Here is a 24,261-nt window from a genome sequence, read left to right on the forward strand (position 1 = left end):
CGGATAAAAGCGGACAGATAACGCCCGACTGGACCCTCCCCGAACAGTGGGGCACCCAAAACCAGTAGCATGCGGCGCCATGAGCACCCCCACTGGGCCCGCTTCCGGCCTGCCTGTACGAATGCCGCGACCTCGCCAGTCCGGACGGCACCGCCGCCCGGAGCCCGTGGTCGCGCCCGAGGGCGCTGCCGCGCTCGTTCTCGCCGTTCCCGGTACCCCCTCTTCGGCCACGCGCAGTCTGGCCGAAGAGGTGATCAGCATTGCCCGTTCCGAGCTGCCCGGTCTCAATGCCCGGATCGGTTACCTCGACGGCGACGATGCCGAGTACCCCACGCTCGTCTCCGTACTCGCGGATTCCGCCGCCGAGCGCATCGCGCGCTTCGAGCAGGCGAAGGCCGCGGGCCGTGAGGCCGCCGAGCCCGAGGGCCCGGCCGCCGTCGTGGTACCGCTGCTCGCGGGACCGGACAACGCCCTGCTCCGGCGGATACGTCAAGCCGTCATGGACAGCCGTGCACCGGTCGAGCTGACCGATGTGCTCGGCCCGCACCCGCTGCTCGCCGAGGCGCTGCACGTACGCCTCTCCGAGGCCGGTCTGGCCCGCGCCGACCGCGCCAGGCTATTCACCGTGGCCACGGCCGCGGACGGGATCGTGCTGGCCACCGTGGGTGGCGAGGAGGCCGTCCAGGCCGCGGGGATCACCGGCATGCTGCTGGCTGCCCGCCTCGCGGTGCCGGTGATGGCCGCTGCTCTCGATGTCGAGGGTTCGGTCGCGTCCATCGCCGACCAGCTGAAGGCCTCCGGTTCGGTGCAGCTGGCCGTGGCGCCGTACCTGGTGGGTCCCGAGGTGACCGAGGGGCTGCTGGACGCCGCCGTGAAGGAGGCGGGCTGCGCGACGGCCGAGCCGCTCGGCGCGTACCCGGCGATCGGCAAGCTCGTCCTGTCGATGTACACGACGGCGCTCGGCATCGCCCCGGTGACGCCGCAGGGGGCCCAGGCGCACTGACCTGACCAGCACGGAGCAGCGGGCCCTCACCGGATGTTCGACCGGTACGGGCCCGCTGTGTCTGCCGTCTCCGGCACCCTGGGACGGACGGTGGGGCGGGTCAGTCGAAGATCACGCAGGAGGCGGCAGGAGCGGTCAGGGAGCCCGTGTGGCGTGGGATGCCGGTGCTCGGGTCGACGGCGAACCAGCTGACGTTCCCGGACCGCTCATTGGCCGCGTACAGCCACTGCCCGGTGGGGTCGAGGGCGAGGTCGCGCGGCCAGTGGCCACCGCAGCTCACGGTCGTGACCAGGGACGCCTTCTCGCCTGTCGCGTCGAGGGTGAGAACGGCGATGCTGTCGTGTCCCCGGTTGGCGGCCCAGAGGAACCGGCCGTCGCGCGAGACGACGAGCTCGGACGGGTGGACGACCGCGTCCGCGTCGGCGGCCACGTCCTCGGGCACGACGGTCGTTTCGCCGACCGGTGCGAGGGTTCCGGTGGCGGCGTCCCACCGGCAGACGGTGACGGTCGGTGCGAGTTCGTTCAGGACGTAGGCGTGGGTGCCTGCGGGGTGGAAGGCCAGGTGGCGCGGTCCGGTGCCCGGTCGCAGCGCCGTCTCGTCGTGCAGCCGCAGCGTGCCGGTGCTCGGGTCGAGGGCGCAGATACGTACGGAGTCGGTTCCGAGGTCCACGCTCAGCACCCAGGCGCCCGCCGGGTCAGCGAGCACCTGGTGGGCGTGCGGGGCCCGCTGACGGGCCGGGTGCGGTCCGCTTCCCTCGTGCCGGAGCACGGAAGCGGCGGCGTCCAGCGATCCGTCGGCGCGCACGGGGAGGGCGGTGACGCTGCCGGAGCCGTAGTTGGCGGTGATCAGGTGTCCGCCGGTCAGTGCGAGGTGGGTGGGTCCGCTGCCGTCCACCGGGCGGATCCCGCCGAGCAGCCGCGGGTCGTCGCCGGTGATGTCGAGGGCGGCGGCCGCGCCGGACTCGGTCTCACTGACCGTGTAAAGGGTGGTGGAGCCGGGGCCCAGGGCGAGATACGACGGATCGGGGACGATATCCGTGGCGCCGAGGACGGTCAGCGCCCCGGTCTCCCGGTCCACGGCGGCGACGGTGACTCCCCGGCCGCCCGCCGACGTGAACGACCCTATGTATGCCCGTCCCGCACCATTGCTGCTCACCGCTTCTGCCCCTCTCCGCCGACTGATCACGACGGTCCGGGCCGCCGTGATCTTCCGGGGCGACGGTAGCAGTGCACCCTGCGCGGTCTAGTGCCGTGACCGGCAATGTTTGCCCCGTGAGGAGCGTCGTCCAGTGCGTGCGATCGCAAGGCGGCCGGAAGTCCTTGGACGGGGTCTCCCCTGCTCGAACGGAGTTGAGAGCTTGGGGAAGGAGCTACCAGGGCTTGTGGCCAACGCGGCAAGCGGGCGTGCTGGGCGGCGCGACGGGGCAAAGCTTGCCGGGAGGGGCACTGGACCAGGGCTGCGTCGCCGCCGCCCGGTGCCGCGGGTCGCAGGTCAGGCCGGGACGAGCGGGGCGCGGGGTGAGGTGCGCAGCGGTGCGGCGAGTTCCGCGAGGGCCCGCTCCAGGGCGTGCAGATGCGCGAGTGCGGCCTCGGCGCCGGGGTGGTGGTGCGGCGCGTGTGCGGGCGGGGCGTTCAGTTCCGTACGAGCAGGTCCCGGCTGTGCCAGGGCGAGCACCGCGGCCTCGACGCGGCGGCAGGCCGCTCCGAGTCGGGCGTCGTGCGAGGCGTCGGGATCGGCGGCGACCGCGGCGAGACCACGCACCTCGCGGGCGCACAGGTCGAGCAGGGCGAGGACCTGGCGGGCGCGCGCCTTACGGGCCCGCAGCGGGTTGAGCGGATGCACCAGGGGCGCGAGCGAGAGCCGGACCCGGCCGAGCAGCGCCTCCAGTTCGGTCACCTGCGGACCGGGGTCGGCGGTCGGGGAACCGGCCAGACGGGCGGCAGCTCCGGCGGTGCAGGCGTGCACGCAGCGCAGTGCGCGCTGGATCCAGGCGTCGGTGGTCGCGTGGAGGGTGACGGGCAGTACGAGGAGGACGGCGAGCGCCGAGCCAAGGGCTCCGGCGCCGGTCTCCGTGAGGCGGAGCACGAGCAGCCCCGGATTCAGGACGCCGAGCAGGCCGTACAGCAGTCCAGCCATCACGGTCACGAAGAAGACCATCCAGCTGTACGAGACGGCGGCGGTGTAGAAGATGCCGAAGACGCAGACGGCGACGAGGGCCGCGGTGGGGGCCGTGTCGCCGTGCAGCGGCACGGCGACCAGCAGCCCTGCGGCGATCCCGGCCACCGTGCCGAGGACGCGGCGGAAGCCGCGGACCAGCGTCTCGCCGCGCGAGGTGGTGTTCACGAAGACCCACCAGACGGTGCCGACGGCCCAGTACCAGCGGTCGGCGGACAGCAGCTGCCCGATGCCGAGCGCGAAGGCACTGGCGGCGGTCGCCTGGAGCGCCTGCCGCGTGGTCGTCCGGGCCAGCCCGCGACCACCCTGGAGTGCGGGTACGACGGGCGTGGGCAGCCGCCGTTCGTAGCACCAGGCGCCGAAGCGGACGGCCGAGGCGGTGATGAGCGAGAGCGCGACGGCGGCGTACAGCTCGGGCAGCTGGCCCGGTACGGCGTGCAGGAATTGCGCCATGAAGAACGCCATGAACGCGAATACCCCCAGGGCGTGGCCGCGGGGACCCCAGCGGCGCGCGTACACCCCCGCCCAGACGACGGCGAGGAACGCGGCGTCGCGCGCCAGGGGGTGGTCGTGCAGCCCCGTCGCGAGTGCGAGGACCGGGAATCCGACGACGGGCAGCAGCGAGGTCGTGAGCACCTGGTCGCGGACCTGGGCGTCGGTGACCGTGAAGAGTGCGAGCAGAGCGGCGAGGCCGCCGGCGACGGCCGCGGGAAGCGAGTGACTGACGAGGCCCGAAAGGGTCACGGCCAGACCGATGCCGAGAACGGCCCGGGCCGAGCTGCGCAGCCGCAGCCGCCCCGGGTCCGGGGCCACCAACATCCGCTTCCGCACCGATTACCACTCCCTGTATCTGTCCGGGCATGAAAAAGGCGCCGCGGGATCCGCAGCGCCATCGACTGGCTCAATCAGAGCATCTCGCCGCCATCTGGCTCAAGTCGAACCGCGACAGTTGCGCCATTGGCACAGCCTGATGCACTTTCGATGTGCCAGGTGAGCGCCAATGGACCACGTCCCGCTGAACCGTCGGGCCGAAGTAAGACCTTCCGGTCGATTCACCGGTCGGCCTCGGCACGGGCGCGCTTCCAGGCGCTGTCCCGTAGCAGGCGCAGACCGTTGAGGCCGACGATCACGGTGGAGCCTTCATGGCCGAGGACGCCGAGCGGAAGCGGCAGAGTTCCGGCCAGGTCCCACACGACCAGCGCGGCGATGAACACTCCGGCGATGACCAGGTTCTGTACGACGAGGCCGCGGGCACGGCGGGAAAGGGCGACGACGACGGGGACGGCGGCGAGTTCGTCGCGGACGATCACCGCGTCCGCGGTCTCCAGCGCGAGGTCGGAGCCCGCCCGGCCCATCGCGATGCCGGTGTGGGCGGCGGCGAGCGCCGGGGCGTCGTTGACGCCGTCGCCGATCACCAGGACCTTGCGGCCCGCCCGCTCCCGGGCCCGGACGGCCCCGACCTTGTCCTGGGGCAGCAGGCCGGCGCGTACGTCGGTGATGCCGACCTCGGCGGCCAGCCGGGCGGCGGCGCGCTGGTTGTCCCCGGTGACCAGCATCGGCGCGGTACCGGTGAGGGCCTCGAGAGACAGCACCGTGGCGGCTGCGTCCGGACGCAGCCGGTCGGCGATGCCCAGTACCCCGACAGGTCTGCCGTCCGTCATGACGACAACTGCGGTGCGGCCGCCGTCCTGCAACTGCTCGGCGAGCGCGGCGGCGCGGACGGAGGCCGGGTCCGCCGCCCCGTTCAGCAGGCGCGACGGAGCACCCACCGCGATCGCGTGCCCCTCGACAGTGGCGGTCACCCCGATACCGGGAGCGGAGCCGAAGTCCGCCGCCGCGGGCAGTGCGAGGCCGCGTTCGCGTGCGGCGTCCACGACGGCGCGCGCAAGGGGGTGCTCGCTGGGGTGCTCGGCGGCTGCTGCCAGCGTGAGGAGGGCGCTCTCGTCGAGGCCGCATCCGGCCAGCGGACAGATGTCGGTGACACGCGGGGTGCCCTCGGTGAGCGTGCCGGTCTTGTCCAGAGCGACCGCATCGACCTGGCCGAGGCGCTCCATGACGACGGCGGATTTGACCAGCACTCCGTGCCGCCCGGCGTTGGCGATGGCGGACAGCAGCGGCGGCATGGTGGCGAGGACGACCGCGCAGGGCGAGGCCACGATCATGAAGGTCATCGCGCGGAGCAGAGCCCCGGTCAGGTCCGCGCCGGAGGCGAGCGGCACGAGGAACACGGCAAGGGTGGCGGCGACCATTCCGAGCGAGTACCGCTGTTCGACCTTCTCGACGAACAACTGGGTGGGCGCCTTGGTCCGGGAGGCTTCCTCGACCATCGTCACGATGCGCGCGATGACCGAGTCGGAGGCGTCGCGCTCGACCCGGACGCGGAGGGCCCCGGTGCCGTTGAGCGTCCCGGCGAACACCTCGTCGCCCGCCTCCTTGGCCACCGGGAGAGGTTCGCCGGTGATGGTGGCCTGGTCGACGTCGCTCGCCCCGGCCAGGACGCGGCCGTCGGTGCCGATGCGCTCGCCGGGGCGTACGTGGAGGACGTCGCCGACGGCGAGTCGGGCGGTGGCCACCGCCTCTTCGCCTCCGTCGGCGTTCAGACGGGTGGCGGTCGCGGGGGCGAGGTCGAGGAGACCCCGTACGGAGTCGGCGGTGCGGGCGGTGGCGACGGCTTCCAGGGCGCCGGAGGTGGCGAAGATGACGATCAGCAGGGCACCGTCCAGCGCCTGCCCGATGGCGGCCGCGCCGAGTGCGGCGACGACCATCAGCAGATCGACGTCCAGGGTCTTGTCCTTGAGCGCCTTCAGCCCTTCCCATCCCGGCGCCCACCCGCCGGTGAGGTACGTGAGGACGTACAGCGGTCCCCAGCTCCAGGCCGGTGCGCCGGTCAGGTGCAGCGGCAGCGCGATCAGGAACAGCACCAGGGCGACGGCCGCCCAGCGGGCCTCGGGGAGGGCGAGGATCCGGGTGCGGCGCGCGGGGACGGCCGCGTCACGGGCGGCACCGGCCGGCGGGGCCGGGCTGATGAGGGTGGAAGTCATGGGAACGAGGTCCTTCACGCACGGGGGGCAGAGCGGGTCCGGCTCCGCCACCATGCAGGAACCAATGAACATACATTCATGGATTCATCTCCGTAGGATGAGGCCCATGGGCCACGGATACGACGACACGACAGCCGCCACGTCACGCGAACGCCTCGAAACAGTGGGGGCCGCCGATGTCGCCGCCACCCTCCAGGCGCTGGCCACTCCGTCCCGGCTGCGGATCCTCGCCCGCCTCCAGGAGGGCCCCTGCGCCGCGACAGAACTCGCTGACGCGGTCGGCATGGAACAGTCCGCCTGTTCCCACCAGCTCCGGCTCCTGCGCAATCTCGGCCTGGTCGCCGGTGAACGCCGGGGCCGCTCGGTGATCTACGCGCTCTACGACAACCACGTGGCCGAACTCCTGGAACAGGCCCTCTTCCACGTCGAGCACCTGCGCCTCGGGCTGCGCGACACCCCCCGGGTGACCGCGGCGCGCTGAACCGCCGGGAAGGTCAGCCGCGCTCCGGGGGTGTGCGGCGCGCGCCCAGGAGAAGCGGCAGGACGGCGGTCACTGCGGCCAGCACCGCGAAGCCCCAGGTCAAGGTGGCGGCACCGGCGACGGCGGCGACCAGCAACGGGCCTCCGGCGTCGCCGAGTTCACGTCCGAGTTCGGCCGTTCCCATGGTCTGGCCGAGCCGTTCCTGCGGGGTGGTACCCGCAAGGGCGGCGAAGCCCAGCGGAGTGATCAGCCCGGTTCCGGCCCCGATCAGCACGGCGGCCGACAGGACGCCGGGCAGGCCGGGCAGCATGGCGGCGGCCAGTCCGCACGCGGTGGCCAGCAGTCCGGCCACCAGTCCCCCGCCGGCGCCGAGGCGCCCGTCGTCCAGGGCCTGCCCGGCCCACGGCTGTACGAGCGCGGCGCACAGGGCGAGGACGGAGACGGCCGCGCCGGTGGCCACCGGCGACAGACCGGCAGCCACCCCGGACACCGGCAGGAACCCGACCCCGACGGACAGCGCGGCGGTGGCGGCGGCCAGGGCCGCCACCGGCCGCAGAAAGGCACCGTCGGCCAGTCGCCGGACGAGTCCCACGACGGTCTGACGGGTCTTGGGCAGAGGCGGGACGGCAGGTACCGCGAACGCAGCCCACAGGGCGACCGCGGCGGCCAGCGCGGCCAGCACCACGAACAGCAGCATCAGACCGCCGGCCCAGACCAGCACGCCGCCGAGCAGGGGGCCTGCGGTGTAGCCGATGCCCTTGAAGAATCCGTACGAACCGAATGCGCGGCCGTGCCGGGACTGCGGGCCGAGGCGGGCCACCAGCGCGGAGGCGGCAGGTGAGAACGCGGAGGCGGCCGCGCCCTGTCCGAGGCGGACGGCCCACAGCCGGCCGGGATCGCGGACCACCACGAAGACCGCGGAGGCGGCGGCGAACGCGATGAGCCCGCCGAGCAGCACCGGCCGGGCGCCGATCCGGTCGGCGAGCGTCCCGAACACGGGCTTGAGCACCACCTCGGCCCCGTCGTACAGCGCGAGCAACAGCCCGAGATACAGCACCGAACGCGTCAGACCGGGATCGCCCTGGCCGAGGTTGGCCGCGACGCCGTGCGCACCGAAGGCGGTGGTGAACCCGGCTGCGTACAGCGGCCACATCCGCCGCCGCGACCCCGCGGGCAGAAGCCTCGATTCCTGGGCAGGCCCGGGGGTCACGGCTGCCGCCATACCGCGACCCGGCGCCGGGACAACTGCGTCGGCAGCCGCACGATCAGCACCACCCAGGGCAGCGGGGACGCTGAAGACTCCTCACCCACCGAGCAAAAGTAACAGCCGTTACGTGATGAGGAGCGGGCGTCACGTGCCGGGCGCGACCTGCGTCGCGGGCACGTGGCGACGGTGGGCCGGACCCTCCACGGCGACCGATGCGGCGAGCAGCGCGGCCAATGACGCGAGGACGATGGCGACCGCCTCCACCTGGACTTCCGCCCCGACGACCGGGACGCGGAGGTCGAGCGCTTCCTGGCACTCGGCGCCCGCCACGCGGACGTCGGGCAGCGGGGGGACGAGCCGTTGGTGGTGCTTGCGGATCCAAACAAAACTGACTAGCTCACTTGCGCTCCAGCGCGGCGCGCACGGCCTTGGAGCCCGTGCTCTTGGTCTCGTCGAGGTGGACCGCCTGATCGACGAGCCACGTGCCGCGTTCGCCAGGGACGAGCCGCAGCGCGGTGTGAATGGTCATGCCAAGTGTCGCCGTACCGGTCTCCACGGTCACCCGCAGTCCGATTCCCGCCGGGTGCTGACCGAGGGCCAAGACCTCGAGCGCCTCACCGGTGCTCACCCGCACGTCCTGGTAGTTGCTGAGCCGGGGCGCCCTAGTAATTTTGACGCACTCGGCGATAGTGTCCGCCCCATGCCTGCCTCGCCCAGTTCGCGGTAGCGGCCGGCCCACCGCTGAGCCGTCGTGGGCGAGACCTGAAAGCGTTCGGCAGCCCGGCGCAGGGGCCAGCCGCCCTCGACGACACAGCGGGCCAGACGCAGGCGGCCGGTCTCGGTCAGGGGTGCATCACGGTGGGGCATGAGGGCCTTCTGATCGTTCGATGTCGATGTCGCAATCCACACCGAACCCGGAAGGCCCTCACTCGTTCAAGATCACCCCACCGTGAACCCTGTCACCAACCTCCGTGGACAGAACACCTAGCGCCTCCGCCGGAACGCGGGCGGAGATTTCCTGGTCGCCCCTCACCTGGGCATTCGGTCTGGGCCGGAACCTCCGCGCGGCTCCCAAGGCAAAAATCCGCACAACGTGACCGGTTACACGCTGCGCATCCCGTTGCGATCCGAGCGCGGTTCGCCGCGCCCGAACCCCTCATCGCTGACTCGCACATCAAAGGGCACTAGTGAATACGTTCCTTCATTTCGAAGGTCATCAAGTGAATGCAGGCGCCGAACCATCAAGTTGTCAATAAGAGGCCGACTCTCGCCCAATCTACGAATACCGCCAGCTATGCACCTGACGGCAACGAATTCCGTAGGTAATAGGTGGTTGACGTGACGGATCCCACAGGTTTCCATAACGCGCCGGGAGCAGACGAAACCAACAGCGCAGCAAGCCACGGAGGCGATAGCGCTCCCGCCATCACCCGTCACACCCAGTCGATCGGAACCGCTCCATGACCGACATGCTCAGCCAGCCCGTCACCTCCAGTACCGCACCGGCGGAGGCCGATCCCCACGGCCAGGACGGCCCGCGCACTCTCAAGCGTTCCATCGGCGTCGTCGGAGGAACCCTGCTGACCCTCTCCTGCGTGACGCCCGCATCCACGCTCTTCGTGGTTGTGCCCGACCTGTTCGGCGACCTCGGCACCGCCACCGCGCTCACCATCGCCATCGGTTCGCTGCTCTGTATCGCCGTGGCGTTCTGCTACTCGGAGCTGGGCACCATGATCCCCAGCGCGGGCGGCGAGTACGCCATGGTCACCACCCTGACCGGTCGGCTGGCCGGGTGGCTGGTGTTCGTCCTGTCCTTGCTGGTCGTGATGATCGTCCCGCCCGTGATCGCCATGGGCACGGCGGACTACCTCGCTCCGCTGGTCCACATCCCGGCCGAGCTCGCCGGGGCCGGGGTCATGGTGCTCGCCACCCTGGCCGGTCTGCTGGATCTGCGTGCCAACGCCTGGATCACCGGCGTCTTCCTGGTTCTCGAAGTCATCGCGGCGGCCGTCGTCGCCGTGCTCGGCTTCGCCCACACCGAGCGCGGCGCGGGGACCCTGATCCATGGTGTGGTCGCGAGCGACAGCGGGGCGTCCCGCCCGGTCACCGCGATACTGGTCGTCTCGGGTCTGGCCATCGCACTCTTCATCACCCAGGGCTTCTCCACCGCTGTCTACCTCTCCGAGGAGCTGGAGAACCCGCGGCGCAACGTCGCCCGCACGGTCCTCGCCACCCTGGCCATCTCGACGGCTGTCATCCTCGTCCCGGTGGTCGCGATCACGATGGGCGCACCCGACCTCGCGGCGCTCACCTCCGGTGACATCAGCGGCATGGTCACCGCCTGGAGCAACTCGGCCGTCGGTACGTTCGTGAGCCTCTGCGTCGCACTCGCGATCATCAACGCGGGCATCGTCATGGTCATCCAGAACTCCCGGGTGCTGTTCGCCTCCGCCCGGGACAAGGCGTGGCCCGAGCCGGTCAACAACGCCCTCGCCCGCCTCGGCCGCTTCGGTTCGCCGTGGGTCGCCACCCTGGTGGTCGGAGTTCCCGGCGCGGCGCTGTGCTTCGTCAACCTCGACACCCTGTACGGCGTGACCGGCGTTTCGGTCACCGGCATGTACCTGCTGGTCGCCGTCGCCGCGCTCGCCGCCCGCCGCACCGGCCACAAGGACCTGCCCGCCTGGCGGATGCCGCTCTGGCCGGCGATGCCGGTGGCACTGATCGTCGTACTCGTCTACATCCTCAGTCAGCAGGAGGCCACGTACCTGCTGTGGACCGGCGGCATCATGGCGGCGGCCACCCTCTACTGGGCCCTCTACCTCCGCCCCCGCCGCGACACCCGCTGGCTGATCACCCTCCCCGAGGATGCCCGTACCTGACCCCACGTGGGCGGGCCCATCCCGTCCACTGGGCCATTGGTACAGTCGGAGTCCGTATCAGCAGACCAGGAAGAGGCCGACGGACCATGGCGGTGGACGCGCTCGACACCCGCATCCTGCGGCTGCTCATCGAGCAGCCTCGGACCAGCGTGCGGGAGTACGCGCGAATCCTCTCCATCGCCCGGGGCACCGTGCAGGCCCGTATCGATCGGCTGGAGCGGAACGGTGTGATCACCGGTACGGGCCCGGTCCTCTCCCCCGCCGCGCTCGGCCACCCGGTGCTCGCCTTCGTCCATCTGGAGGTCACCCAGGGGCATCTGGACGAGGTGGGCGAGGCCCTCGCCGCCGTGCCGGAGATCGTCGAGGCGTTCTCGACCACCGGCGGCGGGGATCTGCTGACGCGGGTCGTGGCCCGCGACAACGGGCACCTGGAGGATGTGATCCAGCAGCTGATCCAGCTGCCCGGCGTGGTGCGGACCCGTACCGAAGTGGCCCTGCGCGAGCGGGTTCCGCACCGGCTGCTGCCGTTGGTCCAATCCATCGGCCTGACCACGGCCGGACCGTCGAACTGACCACCGCCTTGGCATGCTGGGTGCCATGAACACTCGGCCCACCCCTGCCCCCTCGGTCATCTTCGATCTCGACGGCACACTCGTGGACAGCGAGCCGAACTACTACGGGGCGGGGCGCCGGCTCCTCGCCCGTCACGGCGTGCCGGACTTCACCTGGGAGCACCACACCCGGTACATCGGGATCAGCACCCGCGAGACGCTGACGGCGCTGCGGGCCGAGTACGGGATCGCGACGCCCGTCGACGAACTCCTCGCCGGCCAGGACGCGCTCTATCTGGAGCTGGCGCGATCCTCGACGGAGGTGTTCCCCGAGATGCGGAAGTTCGTGGAACGGCTGCATCAGGAAGGGATCGCGACGGCCGTGGCATCGGGTTCGTCCCGGGCCGCGATCGAGGCGGTGCTCGCGGGCACCGGACTCGGCGCGTACGTCACGACGTATGTCTCCGCCGACGAGGTGGCGCAAGGGAAACCGGCGCCGGATGTGTTCCTGGAGGCCGCGCGGCGGCTGGGCGCCGCGCCCGGCGACTGCGTGGTGCTGGAGGACGCGGTGCCGGGAGTGGCGGCAGCGCATGCGGCGGGCATGCGCTGCATCGCGGTCCCCTATGTGGCGTCGACGGCCGACGATCCCGCGTTCACCACGGCGGGGCTGCTCTTCCGCGGCGGTCAGGGCGAGTTCACAGCGCAGTCCGCGTACGACTGGCTGACCGGAGCTCAGCCTTCCTGATCTTGCCGGTGGCGGTCATCGGAAAGTGCTCGACAACCAGAACCACCGCAAGACGGTTCGGATGCTCTCGATCGCCTGGCACCGACGGCTTCCGGTGGTGCTCTTCCCGCCGCCGTTGGTTGCGAAGCTGTCACCGTCGACGACATGCACGTCGTAGCGGTCCCGCTCGGGCAGCGGGCCGGACTCGGTGCGGTCGATGCGCGTCGTGGCGCGGGCGGTGAGCTCCGGCCGTCACTGGTCGTCAGACGTCCGTCAGGAGATACGGTTCCGGCGTCAGCGGTTCGTCAAGGCGCGCCGACCACCCGTCCCGCTCTCCGTAGCCTCTGCACCATGCAACGACCTGTGCCCGGGGCAGTCCCCGATCCCCACGCGCGCCCTGCCGGCCGCGTCAGCCGTTCCGGCCGTGCCCTCCCGACCCCGGGCAGGACGGCGTACGACCGCGAGTGGTCCGGGAACGTCCGCTTCGCGGGCGGCTGCTCCGTCACGCTGCTGGGCCTCCTGCTGACGGTGGACGCGGCCGCCGGCCGGCTCACCTGGCTTCGTGTCCTGCTGTGGGCGGCGATCGCCGCGGCGCTGTGTGCGATCCTGGTGCCGCCGCGGGTCTGCGCGGGCACCGGGTGGCTCTCCTCCCGCGGCCTGCTGCGCAGAACGACCGTGCGCACGGACCTCCTGGTGTCCGTGCGCTGGTCCGACGGCGTCGCGCAACGTCTGCTGCTCCAGGACGCCCTCGGCTGCCGGGTCGAGCTCGACCCCCGGGTTTTCGTCGCCAACCCGGCCCTGTGGCACCGGCTGGACGAGGACGCGCGCACCTGTATGGAGCGCGGGACGCTGCTCTGCGGGGCGACGGCGCTGCGGCGGCTCGGGGACCGTATCGACCGTCGCACGGCCCGGACCGTGTTCGAGGTCTCCGGTCTGGAGTAGGGGTCCTTCGGGTCCGCCGTCCCGTCGTCACGGTCACCGCTGCATGCCCGGCGACCGGAACCCTCTACGGTGTCGCTGCACGTGTGGGTGATGATGACGGCTGTGAGGGGAGACCGGCGGATGCGACGCGCTGGACGTGGGTTCTTGATAACGGGGGCCGTACTTGCCGTCCTGGGGATCGTGCTGACCGCAGGGGCGCTATGGACCGTCAGGAGCGGCTACACGACGGTCACGCCCAGGAGCGAGTCCATGGAGCCGACATACGCCCTGGGTCATCGGGTCCTCATCGCGAAGACCGGTGGCGAGAAGACGCGGAGGGGTGATGTGGTCCTCTTCAGCCTGCCCGGCCGTTACCAGGGCAAGGCCGTGATGCAACGTGTCATCGGGCTCGGGGGCGACCATGTGATCTTTGACGGGACCCGGTTGACCGTCAACGGGACACCGCTCAAGGAGCTGTATCTGAAGGGGTCGGAGGTCGACGGCGGGCACGGCCCGTACGACGTGAAGGTTCCGGCCGGGCGGATGTTCCTCCTCGGCGACAACCGTGGGAACGCCAACGACTCGCGCTACTTCTCCGGCGAGGATGCCGGAACCGTGCCCGTGACGGCCGTACGGGGCCGGGCACTTGACGATGCCACCGTGCCGACGGTGCTGGGCCTCGGTGCCCTGCTCGGTGTGGTTCTCGCCCTCGCGGGTGCCGTCTGTGCGCTGGTGGGCGGGCTGACACGGCGGCGCCGGGCAACGGTACCCCCGCCCTTTACCGGGTACGCAGGTGCCGGATATCCCGCTCCCGGGGTCCTCCGCCCTTCCAGCGCCCCTGACGCGCGGCGCCATGTGACACCCGGCCCTCAGCGTTCGGCGCCTCGCACCGCCGCGCCGAGGCGGCGGGCGCCGCACTACTACGACACCGAGGACGAGGTCGACGCGGTCACCGACACCGTCACCGAGCTCGCCCGTCGTCACCCGGCGGGCATCTGATGGGGCATCTGCCCGTGGCAGCCGGTCCGGAGGCGCCGGCCGGTACCCGGCGGGGGTCTCTGGCCGCTCACGCCAACTGGTTGACCAGGGCGGTGAAGACCGTGGGAAGGCGGGTCGCGGTCGGGACGATACGACGGGCGAGTTTCGGGTGCTGACGGACCCGGAGCAGCGACTCGGTGAGCAGGCGGTGGCGCCGGGAGACCTTGCGCCACGCCTGCTCGTACGCCAGTGGGCGGTCGTCCCGGATGCAGCGCACCAGTTGCGCGGCCCCGGCGAGGGCCAGGGAGATCCCTTCGCCGGTGAGCGCGTCGATGTATCCCGCGGCGTCCCCGACCAACAGGACCCGCCCGGCCGCCCGGGAGCCGACACGCTGGCGCAGCGGTCCGGCGCCGCGTACAGGGGTGGTGGTGCTCGGGGGCAGATGGCGTGAGAGGAGGGGGAAGCGTGCCAGGTGGCTGTCGAACGGGCCGCGTTCCGCGGTCAGGACAGCGACACCGACCAGGCGCGGGCCGAGCGGCGTGACGTAGGCCTCCGCCCGTGCTGACCAGTGCACCTCGACGCAGTCCGTCCAGGGCTCGATCGCGTAGTGCCGGCGCAGGCCGAATCTGGGGGGCCGCGGATCCGGGCGGTCCAGGCCGAGTTGACGTCTGATCGGTGAATGCAGTCCGTCGGCGGCGGCCAGGTAGCGGGCGGTGATGCCGGCTGCGCGGACGCTATCGGTGCTCTGCCGGATGCCGCCCGCCCGCGCCTGGATCACCGGTACGCCGAGTTCCGCCGCGCGGCGGGCCAGGGCGGCGTGCAGTTCGGTGCGCCTGACGCCGCAGCCGGGGGCGGGCGCGAAGAGGGCTTCGGCACTGTGGTGGTCGTCGACGTACCGGATCCCACGCAGTGGGTGTCCGGCGACAGTGACGCCGAGTTCGGCCAGGGCGTGTACGGCGCCCGGCATGAGGCCCTCGCCGCAGGCCTTGTCGATCGGGGTGGGGCGCGGCTCGGTGACCACCGCTTCGAGTCCGGATCCGGCGGCGTGGATCGCGGTGGCGAGTCCGGCGGGGCCACCGCCGACCACCAGCAGGTCGATCACGGCGTGGCCGCAGGGGTCGGCGCCGGGGCGGCCCCGGCCAGAGCAGTGTTCTCACACCGCACGCGGGTTGCGAGAAGCGGCAGGTTGAGGAGTGTGAAACCGGTCGCGGTGAGCCAGTTGGTGTGTACGAGCGGCAGCGCGGCACCCTCGACGATCACGGCGACGTAATTGGGGTGGTCCATCCACCGGTACGGTCCGGCGGTGACGAGGGGCAGGTCCGGCACCACGATGACGCGAGTGTTCCAGCGCGGCCCCAGCGTGGTGATGCACCACCAGCGCAGCCCCTGGGCACCGAGGGCCAGGGCGAGCATCGGCCAGCCGAGCGCGGGCAGGAAGGCGCGGCCGCCCAGCCAGGTCTCCGCCAGGCAGCCGGCCAGCAGCGCGGTGTGGAGGGCGACCATGACGGGGTAGTGCCCGCGCCCGTACTCCGTTCCGGCGTGGCGGCGGCTCCAGGCGGCGTTGCGCCGGGCGGTGACGAGTTCGGCGAGGCGCTCGACGGCGACCAGGAGGATGAGGACGGTGCAGGGGATCACGGGGCGGCTACCAGCGGAGGAGGACTTGTTCGGTGCAGAAGCCCGGCCCCATCGCGAGGAGGAGACCGGGCGATCCGGGCGGTGGCGGGTGCAGCGCCAGGGTGTCCCGGAGGATGTGCAGGACGGACGCGGAGGAGAGATTGCCGACCTCGGCCAGCGAACGCCAGGTCGGTTCCAGTGCTCGGGCGGGCAGATCGAGCGTCTCGCGTACGGCTTCCAGGACCTGGGGACCGCCGGGGTGGCACACCCAGGCCGTCACGTCCTGCGTCTTGAGGTCGTGGTCGGAGAGGAAGGAGCGCACCTCGTCGCCGAGCGTCTCGCGTACCAGGTCGGGGAGGTCGGCGCCGAGGACGATACGGAAGCCCGCGTCGCCGATGTCCCAGCCCAGGCTGCGTTCGGTGCCGGGGTAGAGCGTGCTGCGGGTCGCGACCACCTCCGGCCCGCGCTGTTGTTCCCGACGGTGGGGGTGGTCCCGGCCGACCGCGAGGACCGCGGCGGCGCCGTCGCCGAACAGTGCGCCCGCCACCAGGTTCGGCACGGACGCGTCGGTACGTTGCAGGGTCAGCGAACAGAGTTCGACCGAGAGCAGCAGCGCGACCTGTCCGGGATGGCCGTCGAGGTAGTCGTGGACCCGGGCCAGTCCGGCGGCTCCCGCCACACAGCCCAGACCGAAGATCGGCACGCGTTTCACATCGGGCCGCAACCCGACCCGTCCGGCGAGCCGCGCCTCCAGCGACGGGGCGGCGATGCCGGTGACCGAGGTGGAGATGACCAGGTCGATCTCGCTCGCGCCGAGACCCGCCCCGCCCAGGGCGCCGCGGACCGCCCGCTCCCCGAGCCGGAGCGCGGATTCGATGAACGCGTCGTTGGCCTCTCCGAAGCCGCTCAGGGAGGCGTACCGCTCCAGGGGCAGGGCCAGATGGCGGCCGCGTACCGTGGCGGACGTGTGCAGGCGTTCCAGCACGCCGCGGTCGGCGCCCGATGGCAGGCACATGTCGGCGAAGGCATGGGTGATCTCGGACTGCTCGTACCGGTGTGGCGGGAGCACACCATGGATCGCGATGATTCGCGTCATTCCATCACCATACGGGCGAATAACGTATTTTGATCGAACGTCATGAATCACATTTTTCGGGCAGCTTCCGTGTCCGCCTCGGTGCCTGCCGCCGCGCCGGCGGCCGCTCCCCGCCCCGGCCGGGTCGCAGTGGCCCTGTTCCTCTCGGCCCACCCGGCCCCCGCATTGGCCGTCTCCGCCCTGATCACCGCGCTGGCCGTGGCCGCGGGACGCGATGCGTACGGCAGCTGCCTGGTCGCTCTGACCATGCTCACCGGGCAGCTCTCCGTCGGCTGGAGCAACGACTGCATCGACATCGCACGGGACACGGCGGCGAACCGGCGCGACAAGCCGCTCGTGGACGGCGCCGTGAGGGCCCGAACCGTCGCGTCGGCCGCATGTGCCGCACTTGTCCTGTGCGTCCCCCTGTCCCTGGCGAACGGCGCGACGGCGGGCGGCGCCCATCTGATCGGCGTCGCCGCCGCCTGGTCCTACAACCTGGGACTCAAACGAACACCGTTGTCCTGGCTCCCGTACGCCGTCGCCTTCGGCCTCCTGCCCGCCTTCGTCACGCTCGCGCTGCCGGGCCACCCCTGGCCGGCCGCCACACCAGTGGTCGCGGGCGCGCTCCTCGGCGTCGGCGCGCACTTCACCAACGTCCTCCCCGACATCGACGCCGACCTGGCCGCGGGCGTCCGCGGCCTGCCCCAGCGGTTGGGCCGACGCCGGACCCGTATCGTCGCGGCACTCGCGCTGCTCGCCGCATCGGCCGTCCTCGTCCTCGGCCCACCGGGATCGCCGGACGCGACGGGCTGGACCGGTCTCGTCGTGACCGGGACCCTGGCCGTGGCCGTCTGCCTCCCGCTGCGCTCCGCGCCCGGCAGCCGCCTGCCATTCCTGGCCACGCTCGGCCTGGCCGGGATCGACATCGCACTGCTGCTCCTGCACGGCACGGCGCTGGGCTGATCGCCCCTCCCGCGGACACCGCGGCCCGCCCGGCTTCTCGACCAGGGGTGTCCGGCGGATCGGGGCCGGACAGGTCGTGGCGTCCGGTGCGGTGCGTCGCGAGGCGGAGGAGCGTCCTCATACTGGACGTATTCGCTGCGTACCGACACCGCGGCAAGGCGCCGTAGCTGTCGGTTCCGCACCCGCCAGGGATGACGGGACAGTCCTTGGGCCGGCTCCGGCGAGAGCCACCGGCAACGACGGGAGAGTCACACATGTCGCGCTATCACGAGATGAAGTTCCGGGCGGTCACGACGTTCCAGCGGCGGATCGGCAATCCGTTGATCCGCCGGCTGCCGAACCAGACCCTCCTGGAGACCACGGGACGCACGTCCGGACTGCCCCGCCGGACCCCGGTCGGCGGCCGCCGGGCCGGAAAGGAATTCTGGCTGGTCTCGGAATACGGCGAGAAGTCGCAGTACGTACGCAACATCCGGGCGAACCCGGAGGTACGGGTCCGGATCAGGGGGCGCTGGCACGCCGGAACCGCCCATGCGGTCCCGCGGGACGACCCGCGCGCCCGGCTCAGGACACTGCCGCGCTTCAACAGCGTGGCAGTCCGGGCGCTCGGCACCGACCTGCTGAGCGTGCGGGTCGATCTCAGCGACTGAGGGCGACCGGCCGGTCCGCCTACCGGCACTGTGGATCCCGGCCCGGATACGACGGTCGTAGAGGTCCCGTACCACGTCCAGCGTCCCCTGCGGCATCGACGGAAGCGACGCAGCCGCGCAGGAACGCCGGGGCCACGAGGACGAGTGGACCTGGGCAGCGTTCGATCCGGCCCCCGACAGCGCCCGGTCCATGGGTGTCAGCCCCCTCGTCATCGGGCCGGACACACCTTCGCGCGGAACAGGCGTACCCGCCCTGACCCCGTACGGCGTCGCCCACGGCGTGCCGGCAGGCGCGTACCGCATCCGAGAGGATCACCGGCTTCGCGGCCGGACCCACCGGCCCTGCCGGAGTTCGGCGACCACGCCCGGCGTCATGCCGTCTCGTACATTGCCGGACCAGATGGTTCGATCGGAGCCGGAAAGGGCGAACAGGCCTCCAGGCGCACAGCGTCACGCTCGCCCGCTCCGGTCCGGGACTGTTCCACCACTGACGGGAAGCGCCGGGGACGGCCGGGTGCGCAACCCACGGAACGAGGAGTGCTTGCCCTGAACGGACAACTGCTGGCGGTCAGCGACCTGCACGTCGCCTACGCCGATAACCGTGCCATCGTGTCGTCCCTGCGTCCCGGCACCGACGCCGACTGGCTCGTCGTCGCAGGCGATGTCGCCGAGAAGGTCGCCGACGTCGAGCAGACACTGAAGATGCTCAGCGAACGCTTCGCGAAGGTCGTGTGGGTCCCCGGGAACCATGAGCTGTGGACCCACCCGCGCGACCCCGTGGAGCTGCGGGGCGAGGAGCGGTACCTCCATCTGGTCGAGCTCTGCCGGAAGCTGGGTGTCGTCACCCCGGAGGATCCCTATCCGGTGTGGGAGGACGAAGAGGGGCCGGTGACCGTGGCGCCTCTCTTCGTGCTGTACGACTACACGTTCCGCGCACCGGGAACGACCACCAAGGAGGAGTCCCTCGCCTATGCCCACAGGACCGGGGTCGTCTGCACCGACGAGCACCTCCTCCACCCCGACCCGTACCCGACGCGCGACGACTGGTGCCGTGCGCGGGCACGGCAGACCGAGCTCCGACTGGCCGCCGTTCCGGAGAACCACCGTACGGTCCTGGTGAACCACTATCCGCTGGTGCGTGAACCGACCGATGTGCTGCGGTACCCGGAGTTCGCCCAGTGGTGCGGGACGGAACTCACCCGGGACTGGCACCGCCGCTTCCGTGCCGCGGCCGTGATCTACGGGCACCTGCACATTCCGCGGGTGACTCACTACGACGGTGTGCGGTTCGAGGAGGTGTCGATCGGCTACCCGCGCGAATGGCGGGCCCGCCCGCCGCGCACCCCGCTGCGGGTCGTCCCGCTGTCGTCTCCCTCGGCGGACCGGACCCGCGCGGCCGACGAGAACGGCTGATCGCGGTGTGCGAATGATCGGCGCATGCCGCCGATCGGCCGGACCGGCTCACCGGACCGCCCTGTGGTGACGACACCGGGCCGGGCGGACGGCCCGGTCGACGGTGGCCCGGCGTTCGCGCGGCCCCGTACCGAAGTGAACGAGGTCGCGGTGAAACCGGCCGGGCATCCCCGTCAGCACAGGCGTCCGGCACCCTCCACTGAATCCGACAGACCGTCAGCTCCCGTCCGGGGTGGAGTATCTCCGCGGCCGGAGAGCGCTCCCCGGCCGCGTCGTGCACCCATTCGCAGACCGTGGCACCGTCGCCCAGCGCGACGTCCGAATTGCGCCAGCGGTCACGGTCCCGGGGGCCGACTCTCGAAGGTGGGACGAGAGGGAAACAGCGACGCCCCGCCCGCACAGCGAAGGAACCTCATCATGACCACGACCACAACCACAACCACCACCCGCCCGCCGGGCCGCATCACCGAGCGCGTCGCCGCAGCGGACTGGCCCTCGCTCACCGACGAACTGGCCGAGTACGGCAGCGCGCTCACCCACCGGATCCTCACCGCTGACGAGTGCCGTGCGATCGCCGCCCTGTACGACGAGACCGAGCGGTTCCGCTCCACCGTCGACATGGCCCGCCACCGCTTCGGCTCCGGCCAGTACCGTTACTTCACCCACGATCTGCCCGAACCGGTGCGCGAGCTGCGCGAGGCGTTCTACCCGCGGCTGCTGCCCATCGCCCGCGGCTGGGCCAACAGGCTGGGCGGGGCGGCGCCCTGGCCCGACACCCTTGAGGAGTGGGTGGCCAGGTGCCACGACGCCGGGCAGTCCCGGTCCGCCCAGATCCTGCTGCGGTACGGACCCGGCGACTGGAACGCCCTGCACCGGGACGTGTTCGGCGACATGCTCTTCCCGCTCCAGGTCGTCATCGGCCTGGACGCGCCCGGAGTCGACTACAGCGGCGGCGAGTTCGTCATGACCGAGCAGCGTCCGCGCGCCCAGTCGAGGGGCTCGTCCACGACGCTGCTCCAGGGCCACGGCCTGATCTTCACCACCCGCGACCGCCCGGTGCGGTCCAGCCGCAGTTGGTCGAAAGGGCCCATGCGGCACGGCGTGAGCACCGTCCGCTCCGGCCGCAGGCACACCCTCGGCCTGGTCTTCCACGAGGCGGCCTGATGATGACCGGCGCTCCAGCACCTGCCGCGCACACCGATGCCGAACTGACGTCGCTGCTCAGCCTGTTGACGTCCATGCGTCCACCTGTCCGGTCGGTCGCCGTGGGACACGCCCGCGACGGGGCGTCCCGCGCGGCCGCTCAGGCATTCATCCGGGCCTGGGAGGCCCTGGACCGAGACGTGCTGACGGTCGTCGACTGGCCGGAGGAGGCCGCCTCCTGGTTACGTCCGGCCCAACGCCTGACCGCGCAGGCCCCGGACGCCTGGGTGCTGGCAGGCGCCCCGTCCGGCGTCGCGCATCTGGCCCGCCGCCTGCGCCGCTCCTGCGGCTGGGATCCGGAGCGCACTTTCGGCTTCGCCTCGCTCGCCGCCCTGCACATGGTGGAGTTCGTCGGCGCGGATGCCCTGGACGGTCTGCGCGGCGCCTCGGCCGACGGCGGCGCATGGGAGATCCGTCGCGGCTGAAACGGCTCGCCCTCAGGGGTGCGAGCTGTTTCGGCGCGATCACCGTGGTCTTCGCATACACCCTGGTCACGAACGTGGTCGAGCGGCCCGACGGCATCAAGATCGCCTCGCTGTTCATCATCGCCATCCTGCTGACGTCCTCCGCCTCCCGGATCCACCGCGCCTTCAAGCTGCGCGCCGCGGCGGTGACCTTGGACGAAAACGCGATCCGGCTGATCGACCAGGCCGCGGCGGCCGGACCGCTCCGGATCATCGCCAACGAGCCGCAGGAGCACAGCACGGTCGCGTATCGCGCGAAGGAGTACAGCCAGCGCGAGCAGACCCCATATTCCCGACGGCCGCCCCGCGCTCTTCCTGGAGGTCTTCGTCCAGGACTCCTCCGACTTCACCGCCACGGTTGCCGTGCACGGCGACGAGAAACACGGGGTGCGCAGGCTGCGCATGGAGAGCGCGGTGGTGCCCAACAACCATCGCCGCCGTCCTGATGGAGCTGCGCGACCGCACCGGTCAGGTCCCGCACGCCTACTTCAACTGGACCGAGGGCCACCCGGTCAGCCATCGGTTGCGCTTCCTCGTCTTGTGCGACGGCGAGGTCGCCCCGGTGACCCGCGAGGTGCTGCGCCGGGCGGAATCCGACCCCGCTCTGCGGCCCCGCGTCCACGTCGGCTGACCTTGGGCCCGGCGGCGCCCGCACGTATCCGACCGGCCCCCATACGGCGCCTCTCGCATACGGCGCCTCTCGGCGAGAGATTCTGCCCGCCGACGGCGCATTCCGTTGATCAGTGCGTCGGGACGCCTGAGCGCTTCCGGTCGTCCCGACGGCCGACACCCCAGATGATGATAGAGAGGACATGGCGCGAAATGGCACGTTTGTCCCGACGGTTCATTCGCGACAGTGGAGGTGCCATGGACGGCGACACCACGATGGGTGACGAGGTCTACCAGCCGGACGGCTCGGAGGTGCAGGACGACGCCGGGCTTCTGGACCCGGCCGACACCCTTGACGACAGGGCGGGCCAGGACCCGCTCGACGCAGGCTATTCGCCCCCTGAGCGGCCATGGGCCGTGGAACACCATGGTGTCACTGCGGCCGAGCAGCGAGAGGGAGAGAGTCTCGACCAGCGCCTCAGCGAGGAGGAGCCGGACGTGTACCCCCCGGACGGGGACGGGATCGGTGATGTCGTCGACACGGACGGTGAGGTCCGGGACGGGGAGGTCGGTGATCTGCGCGCGGGGCGACTGGTCGCGCCCGACGAGGGCGCACACGGAGACAATGAGAGGTGCATGATCGCCCTCGACATGGGAATCGATGGCGCGGCGGCCTCCGCCGAGGAAGCGGCGGTACATGTGGTCCCCGACCAGAACGAGCAGTAGGCCACTCGTAGGGGCGGCCTGAGCGCTGGTGCCCGCGACCGGGCTCTCGGCAGAGCTCGGACCATGCGCGCTCGATCCTGCCGCTATGGAGAGGGGGACAATCCACGTTCAGCGAACGCGGTCGATGAACCCGGAGGACAACCTCTCAAACATGTCCTGTAAATCGTCAGTGATTCGCCTAAATCGTCAGTGATTCGCCGATGGACCTTGCCACGCACCATCGCAGCCGTTCCGCCCCGGCCTCCAGGAACGTCGGACTCCGCCCCAGAAAACGGTTGGCCGCAAGATCCGCTACGGCCGTCTCTGGTGGAGAACCTTGACCCCGGACGGGTACCGGCCCCGCTCGATGGCCTCCTCACGAGCCTGTGACCGACGCACGAACGCGCCGATCGAGGCGGCCGACCGGTCGCTGGTGCGCCGGGCCCACGACAGCGGTCCCCGCAAAATCCACCTGCCCCGGCCACCCACGTCGCCTATCGTCAACGTGATTCCTGGTGGAAGCCTCGGATCGGCCAGGACGAGGACCATGACGTGGAGGATGACTGTGCGCTACCGCGAGCTGGGGCGCAGTGGACTGTCCGTGTCCGAGATCGGGTACGGCGCGTGGGGCATCGGTGGTCGAGGCTGTGCTTGGTGAGGTTGGCCAGCGACCTCTTCAGGTGCGACCACACGCCCTCGACGGGGTTGAGCTCGGAAGCGTACGGCGGCAACTGATGGCCGGTCAGTCAAAATCGGGCGGCGACCAGCTCGTGCACGGTGCGGCTGACGTGCGTGTTCACGTTGTCCCAGACCACAACAATGGGGCCCCGTGAGCTGCGGTGTCGCGCAGCCGTTGCCTTGGCCGGTGCATCGCCAGACCCCCGGGGACCGCCGGCGCAGCCGGCTCAGGCATCGTGGGCCATGTGCCCGGAAGAAGCCCGCCGTTCGACGGCGTCCAACGCCGGGGCGATGACCTTGAAGGCCCGGTCGGTCAGCTCAGCGGGGTCCTCGGCACCCTCGCTGCTGCTCCACCGTTGCAGCACGGCGCCGAAGGCGGTCAGCGCCATCCCGGCGGCCATCTGCGGGTACAGATCGGTGTCGGGGTCGAGCTCCAGGCGGCGCGCCAACTCCGCCGTCAGGTCGTCGCGCCACTGCGCCTGGCGCTCCAGAAAGCGTGCGTGCAAGGCGGGGGTACGCAGAATCAGCTGCACCACGCGCAGAGCCCTGTCGGATGGGTCGCCGCAGGCAGCCAGGGAGACCCAGACGGCGTGCTGCAGCGCCACGGAGGGCCGTTCCTCGATGGGGCGGGCCGCCAATTCCGCGTGCATGCCGATGCCCATGTCGGCCAGAAACTGGACAACCACGTCCTCCTTGGACGCGAAGTACCGGAAGAAGGTGCGCTTGGACACTCCGGCCGTGGCCACGATCTCGTCGATGGTGACCGCGTCGAACCCCTTCGACGCCAGCAGCTGCAGCGCCGCTTCGGTCAGCTCGTTCGAGACGAGCTGACGTTTGCGCTGGGCCAGGCTGACTTCGGGGGGGGAACTCACCGGTCAATCGTAGCGCCATGCCGCGCATGACACTCAGGAGCGCCTTGACAC

At 71.3% G+C, this 24,261-nt stretch carries 22 protein-coding genes and 3 pseudogenes; 15 read left to right on the forward strand and 10 right to left on the reverse strand.

The genetic code is table 11. From position 1 onward, the window contains the following. The first annotated feature begins 79 nt into the window (after nucleotides 1-79). Complete coding sequence (locus ACGFSA_RS14895; RefSeq protein WP_393304144.1) at nucleotides 80-1,003, forward strand: sirohydrochlorin chelatase; 924 nt, start codon at nucleotides 80-82, stop codon at nucleotides 1,001-1,003. A 100-nt stretch (nucleotides 1,004-1,103) separates the two neighbouring features. Here ACGFSA_RS14895 and ACGFSA_RS14900 read toward each other — a convergent pair whose 3' ends face one another. The 3 genes from ACGFSA_RS14900 to ACGFSA_RS14910 all read right to left on the reverse strand — a co-directional run bounded on the left by ACGFSA_RS14900 (nucleotide 1,104) and on the right by ACGFSA_RS14910 (nucleotide 6,220). Next, the gene (locus ACGFSA_RS14900; RefSeq protein ID WP_393304146.1) at nucleotides 1,104-2,159 is read right to left on the reverse strand and encodes a lactonase family protein; all 1,056 of its coding nucleotides are present in this window, start codon (nucleotides 2,157-2,159) and stop codon (nucleotides 1,104-1,106) included. 336 nt (nucleotides 2,160-2,495) lie between these two features. Continuing rightward, nucleotides 2,496-4,010, reverse strand: a complete 1,515-nt coding sequence (locus ACGFSA_RS14905; protein ID WP_393304148.1) for an FUSC family protein — start codon at nucleotides 4,008-4,010, stop codon at nucleotides 2,496-2,498. Between the two features lie 221 nt (nucleotides 4,011-4,231). Further along, a complete protein-coding gene (locus tag ACGFSA_RS14910; RefSeq protein WP_393304150.1) occupies nucleotides 4,232-6,220 on the reverse strand; it encodes a heavy metal translocating P-type ATPase in 1,989 nt (662 codons plus the stop codon). 106 nt (nucleotides 6,221-6,326) lie between these two features. Here ACGFSA_RS14910 and ACGFSA_RS14915 point away from each other — a divergent pair, with 106 nt between their 5' ends. Further along, nucleotides 6,327-6,701, forward strand: a complete 375-nt coding sequence (locus tag ACGFSA_RS14915; RefSeq protein ID WP_393304152.1) for an ArsR/SmtB family transcription factor — start codon at nucleotides 6,327-6,329, stop codon at nucleotides 6,699-6,701. 13 nt (nucleotides 6,702-6,714) lie between these two features. Here ACGFSA_RS14915 and ACGFSA_RS14920 read toward each other — a convergent pair whose 3' ends face one another. Continuing rightward, nucleotides 6,715-7,854 carry an MFS transporter gene (locus ACGFSA_RS14920; protein ID WP_393304295.1) on the reverse strand — a complete coding sequence of 380 codons (1,140 nt, stop codon included), beginning with the start codon at nucleotides 7,852-7,854 and terminating at the stop codon, nucleotides 6,715-6,717. 306 nt (nucleotides 7,855-8,160) lie between these two features. Between ACGFSA_RS14920 and ACGFSA_RS14925 the strand changes: the two are divergent. Continuing rightward, nucleotides 8,161-8,304, forward strand: a pseudogene (locus ACGFSA_RS14925) (VOC family protein); the annotation flags it as partial. A 1-nt stretch (nucleotide 8,305) separates the two neighbouring features. On the opposite strand, the gene ACGFSA_RS14930 reads toward ACGFSA_RS14925, so the two are convergent. Further along, nucleotides 8,306-8,536 carry a hypothetical protein gene (locus tag ACGFSA_RS14930; RefSeq protein WP_393304154.1) on the reverse strand — a complete coding sequence of 77 codons (231 nt, stop codon included), beginning with the start codon at nucleotides 8,534-8,536 and terminating at the stop codon, nucleotides 8,306-8,308. A 5-nt stretch (nucleotides 8,537-8,541) separates the two neighbouring features. Next, a pseudogene (locus tag ACGFSA_RS14935) lies at nucleotides 8,542-8,775 on the reverse strand (helix-turn-helix domain-containing protein); the annotation flags it as partial. 593 nt (nucleotides 8,776-9,368) lie between these two features. On the opposite strand from ACGFSA_RS14935, the gene ACGFSA_RS14940 reads away from it, so the two are divergent. From ACGFSA_RS14940 to lepB, 5 genes are all read left to right on the forward strand, one after another. Further along, nucleotides 9,369-10,787, forward strand: a complete 1,419-nt coding sequence (locus ACGFSA_RS14940) for an APC family permease (protein ID WP_393304156.1) — start codon at nucleotides 9,369-9,371, stop codon at nucleotides 10,785-10,787. Nucleotides 10,788-10,873: 86 nt separating this feature from the next. Continuing rightward, nucleotides 10,874-11,359 (forward strand): Lrp/AsnC family transcriptional regulator, encoded by a 486-nt coding sequence (locus tag ACGFSA_RS14945; protein ID WP_393304158.1) that lies wholly within the window; start codon nucleotides 10,874-10,876, stop codon nucleotides 11,357-11,359. A gap of 25 nt (nucleotides 11,360-11,384) precedes the next feature. After that, the gene (locus tag ACGFSA_RS14950) at nucleotides 11,385-12,083 is read left to right on the forward strand and encodes an HAD family hydrolase (protein WP_393304160.1); all 699 of its coding nucleotides are present in this window, start codon (nucleotides 11,385-11,387) and stop codon (nucleotides 12,081-12,083) included. 330 nt (nucleotides 12,084-12,413) lie between these two features. After that, on the forward strand, nucleotides 12,414-13,004 hold the full coding sequence (locus ACGFSA_RS14955) for a hypothetical protein (RefSeq protein WP_393304162.1): 591 nt from the start codon (nucleotides 12,414-12,416) through the stop codon (nucleotides 13,002-13,004). 120 nt (nucleotides 13,005-13,124) lie between these two features. Then, nucleotides 13,125-13,982 (forward strand): signal peptidase I, encoded by an 858-nt coding sequence (lepB, locus tag ACGFSA_RS14960; protein ID WP_393304164.1) that lies wholly within the window; start codon nucleotides 13,125-13,127, stop codon nucleotides 13,980-13,982. 67 nt (nucleotides 13,983-14,049) lie between these two features. Here the strand turns inward: lepB and ACGFSA_RS14965 are convergent, their stop codons facing one another. The 3 genes from ACGFSA_RS14965 to ACGFSA_RS14975 are packed head-to-tail and all read right to left on the reverse strand — an operon-like array spanning nucleotide 14,050 to nucleotide 16,671. Beyond that, nucleotides 14,050-15,063, reverse strand: coding sequence for an NAD(P)/FAD-dependent oxidoreductase (locus ACGFSA_RS14965; RefSeq protein ID WP_393304166.1), 1,014 nt, complete (start codon nucleotides 15,061-15,063; stop codon nucleotides 14,050-14,052). Continuing rightward, nucleotides 15,060-15,596 carry an isoprenylcysteine carboxyl methyltransferase family protein gene (locus ACGFSA_RS14970; RefSeq protein ID WP_393304168.1) on the reverse strand — a complete coding sequence of 179 codons (537 nt, stop codon included), beginning with the start codon at nucleotides 15,594-15,596 and terminating at the stop codon, nucleotides 15,060-15,062. The genes ACGFSA_RS14965 and ACGFSA_RS14970 overlap by 4 nt, the downstream gene beginning before the upstream one ends. Nucleotides 15,597-15,603: 7 nt before the next feature. After that, nucleotides 15,604-16,671 (reverse strand): type III polyketide synthase, encoded by a 1,068-nt coding sequence (locus tag ACGFSA_RS14975; RefSeq protein WP_393304170.1) that lies wholly within the window; start codon nucleotides 16,669-16,671, stop codon nucleotides 15,604-15,606. 42 nt (nucleotides 16,672-16,713) lie between these two features. Between ACGFSA_RS14975 and ACGFSA_RS14980 the strand changes: the two genes are divergently transcribed. The 7 genes and pseudogenes from ACGFSA_RS14980 to ACGFSA_RS15010 all read left to right on the forward strand — a co-directional run bounded on the left by ACGFSA_RS14980 (nucleotide 16,714) and on the right by ACGFSA_RS15010 (nucleotide 22,681). Beyond that, nucleotides 16,714-17,616 carry a UbiA family prenyltransferase gene (locus ACGFSA_RS14980; RefSeq protein ID WP_393304173.1) on the forward strand — a complete coding sequence of 301 codons (903 nt, stop codon included), beginning with the start codon at nucleotides 16,714-16,716 and terminating at the stop codon, nucleotides 17,614-17,616. Between the two features lie 254 nt (nucleotides 17,617-17,870). After that, nucleotides 17,871-18,266: a nitroreductase/quinone reductase family protein gene (locus tag ACGFSA_RS14985; RefSeq protein WP_393304175.1), complete on the forward strand. Its 396-nt coding sequence runs from the start codon at nucleotides 17,871-17,873 to the stop codon at nucleotides 18,264-18,266. Between the two features lie 537 nt (nucleotides 18,267-18,803). Further along, nucleotides 18,804-19,679, forward strand: coding sequence for a metallophosphoesterase family protein (locus tag ACGFSA_RS14990; protein WP_393304177.1), 876 nt, complete (start codon nucleotides 18,804-18,806; stop codon nucleotides 19,677-19,679). Nucleotides 19,680-20,096: 417 nt separating this feature from the next. After that, complete coding sequence (locus ACGFSA_RS14995; protein WP_393304179.1) at nucleotides 20,097-20,843, forward strand: 2OG-Fe(II) oxygenase; 747 nt, start codon at nucleotides 20,097-20,099, stop codon at nucleotides 20,841-20,843. Beyond that, a complete protein-coding gene (locus ACGFSA_RS15000; protein WP_393304181.1) occupies nucleotides 20,843-21,307 on the forward strand; it encodes an ABC transporter substrate-binding protein in 465 nt (154 codons plus the stop codon). The genes ACGFSA_RS14995 and ACGFSA_RS15000 overlap by 1 nt, the downstream gene beginning before the upstream one ends. A gap of 29 nt (nucleotides 21,308-21,336) precedes the next feature. Further along, a pseudogene (locus ACGFSA_RS15005) lies at nucleotides 21,337-21,977 on the forward strand (amino acid transporter); the annotation flags it as partial. 236 nt (nucleotides 21,978-22,213) lie between these two features. Further along, nucleotides 22,214-22,681, forward strand: coding sequence for a DUF5709 domain-containing protein (locus ACGFSA_RS15010; protein ID WP_393304183.1), 468 nt, complete (start codon nucleotides 22,214-22,216; stop codon nucleotides 22,679-22,681). A gap of 884 nt (nucleotides 22,682-23,565) precedes the next feature. On the opposite strand, the gene ACGFSA_RS15015 is transcribed toward ACGFSA_RS15010, so the two are convergent. Beyond that, nucleotides 23,566-24,210 carry a TetR family transcriptional regulator gene (locus tag ACGFSA_RS15015; protein WP_393304185.1) on the reverse strand — a complete coding sequence of 215 codons (645 nt, stop codon included), beginning with the start codon at nucleotides 24,208-24,210 and terminating at the stop codon, nucleotides 23,566-23,568. Between the last annotated feature and the right edge of the window lie 51 nt (nucleotides 24,211-24,261).

Origin of the sequence: Streptomyces sp. NPDC048496, from assembly GCF_043200055.1 — a bacterium.
GTDB lineage: Bacteria > Actinomycetota > Actinomycetes > Streptomycetales > Streptomycetaceae > Streptomyces.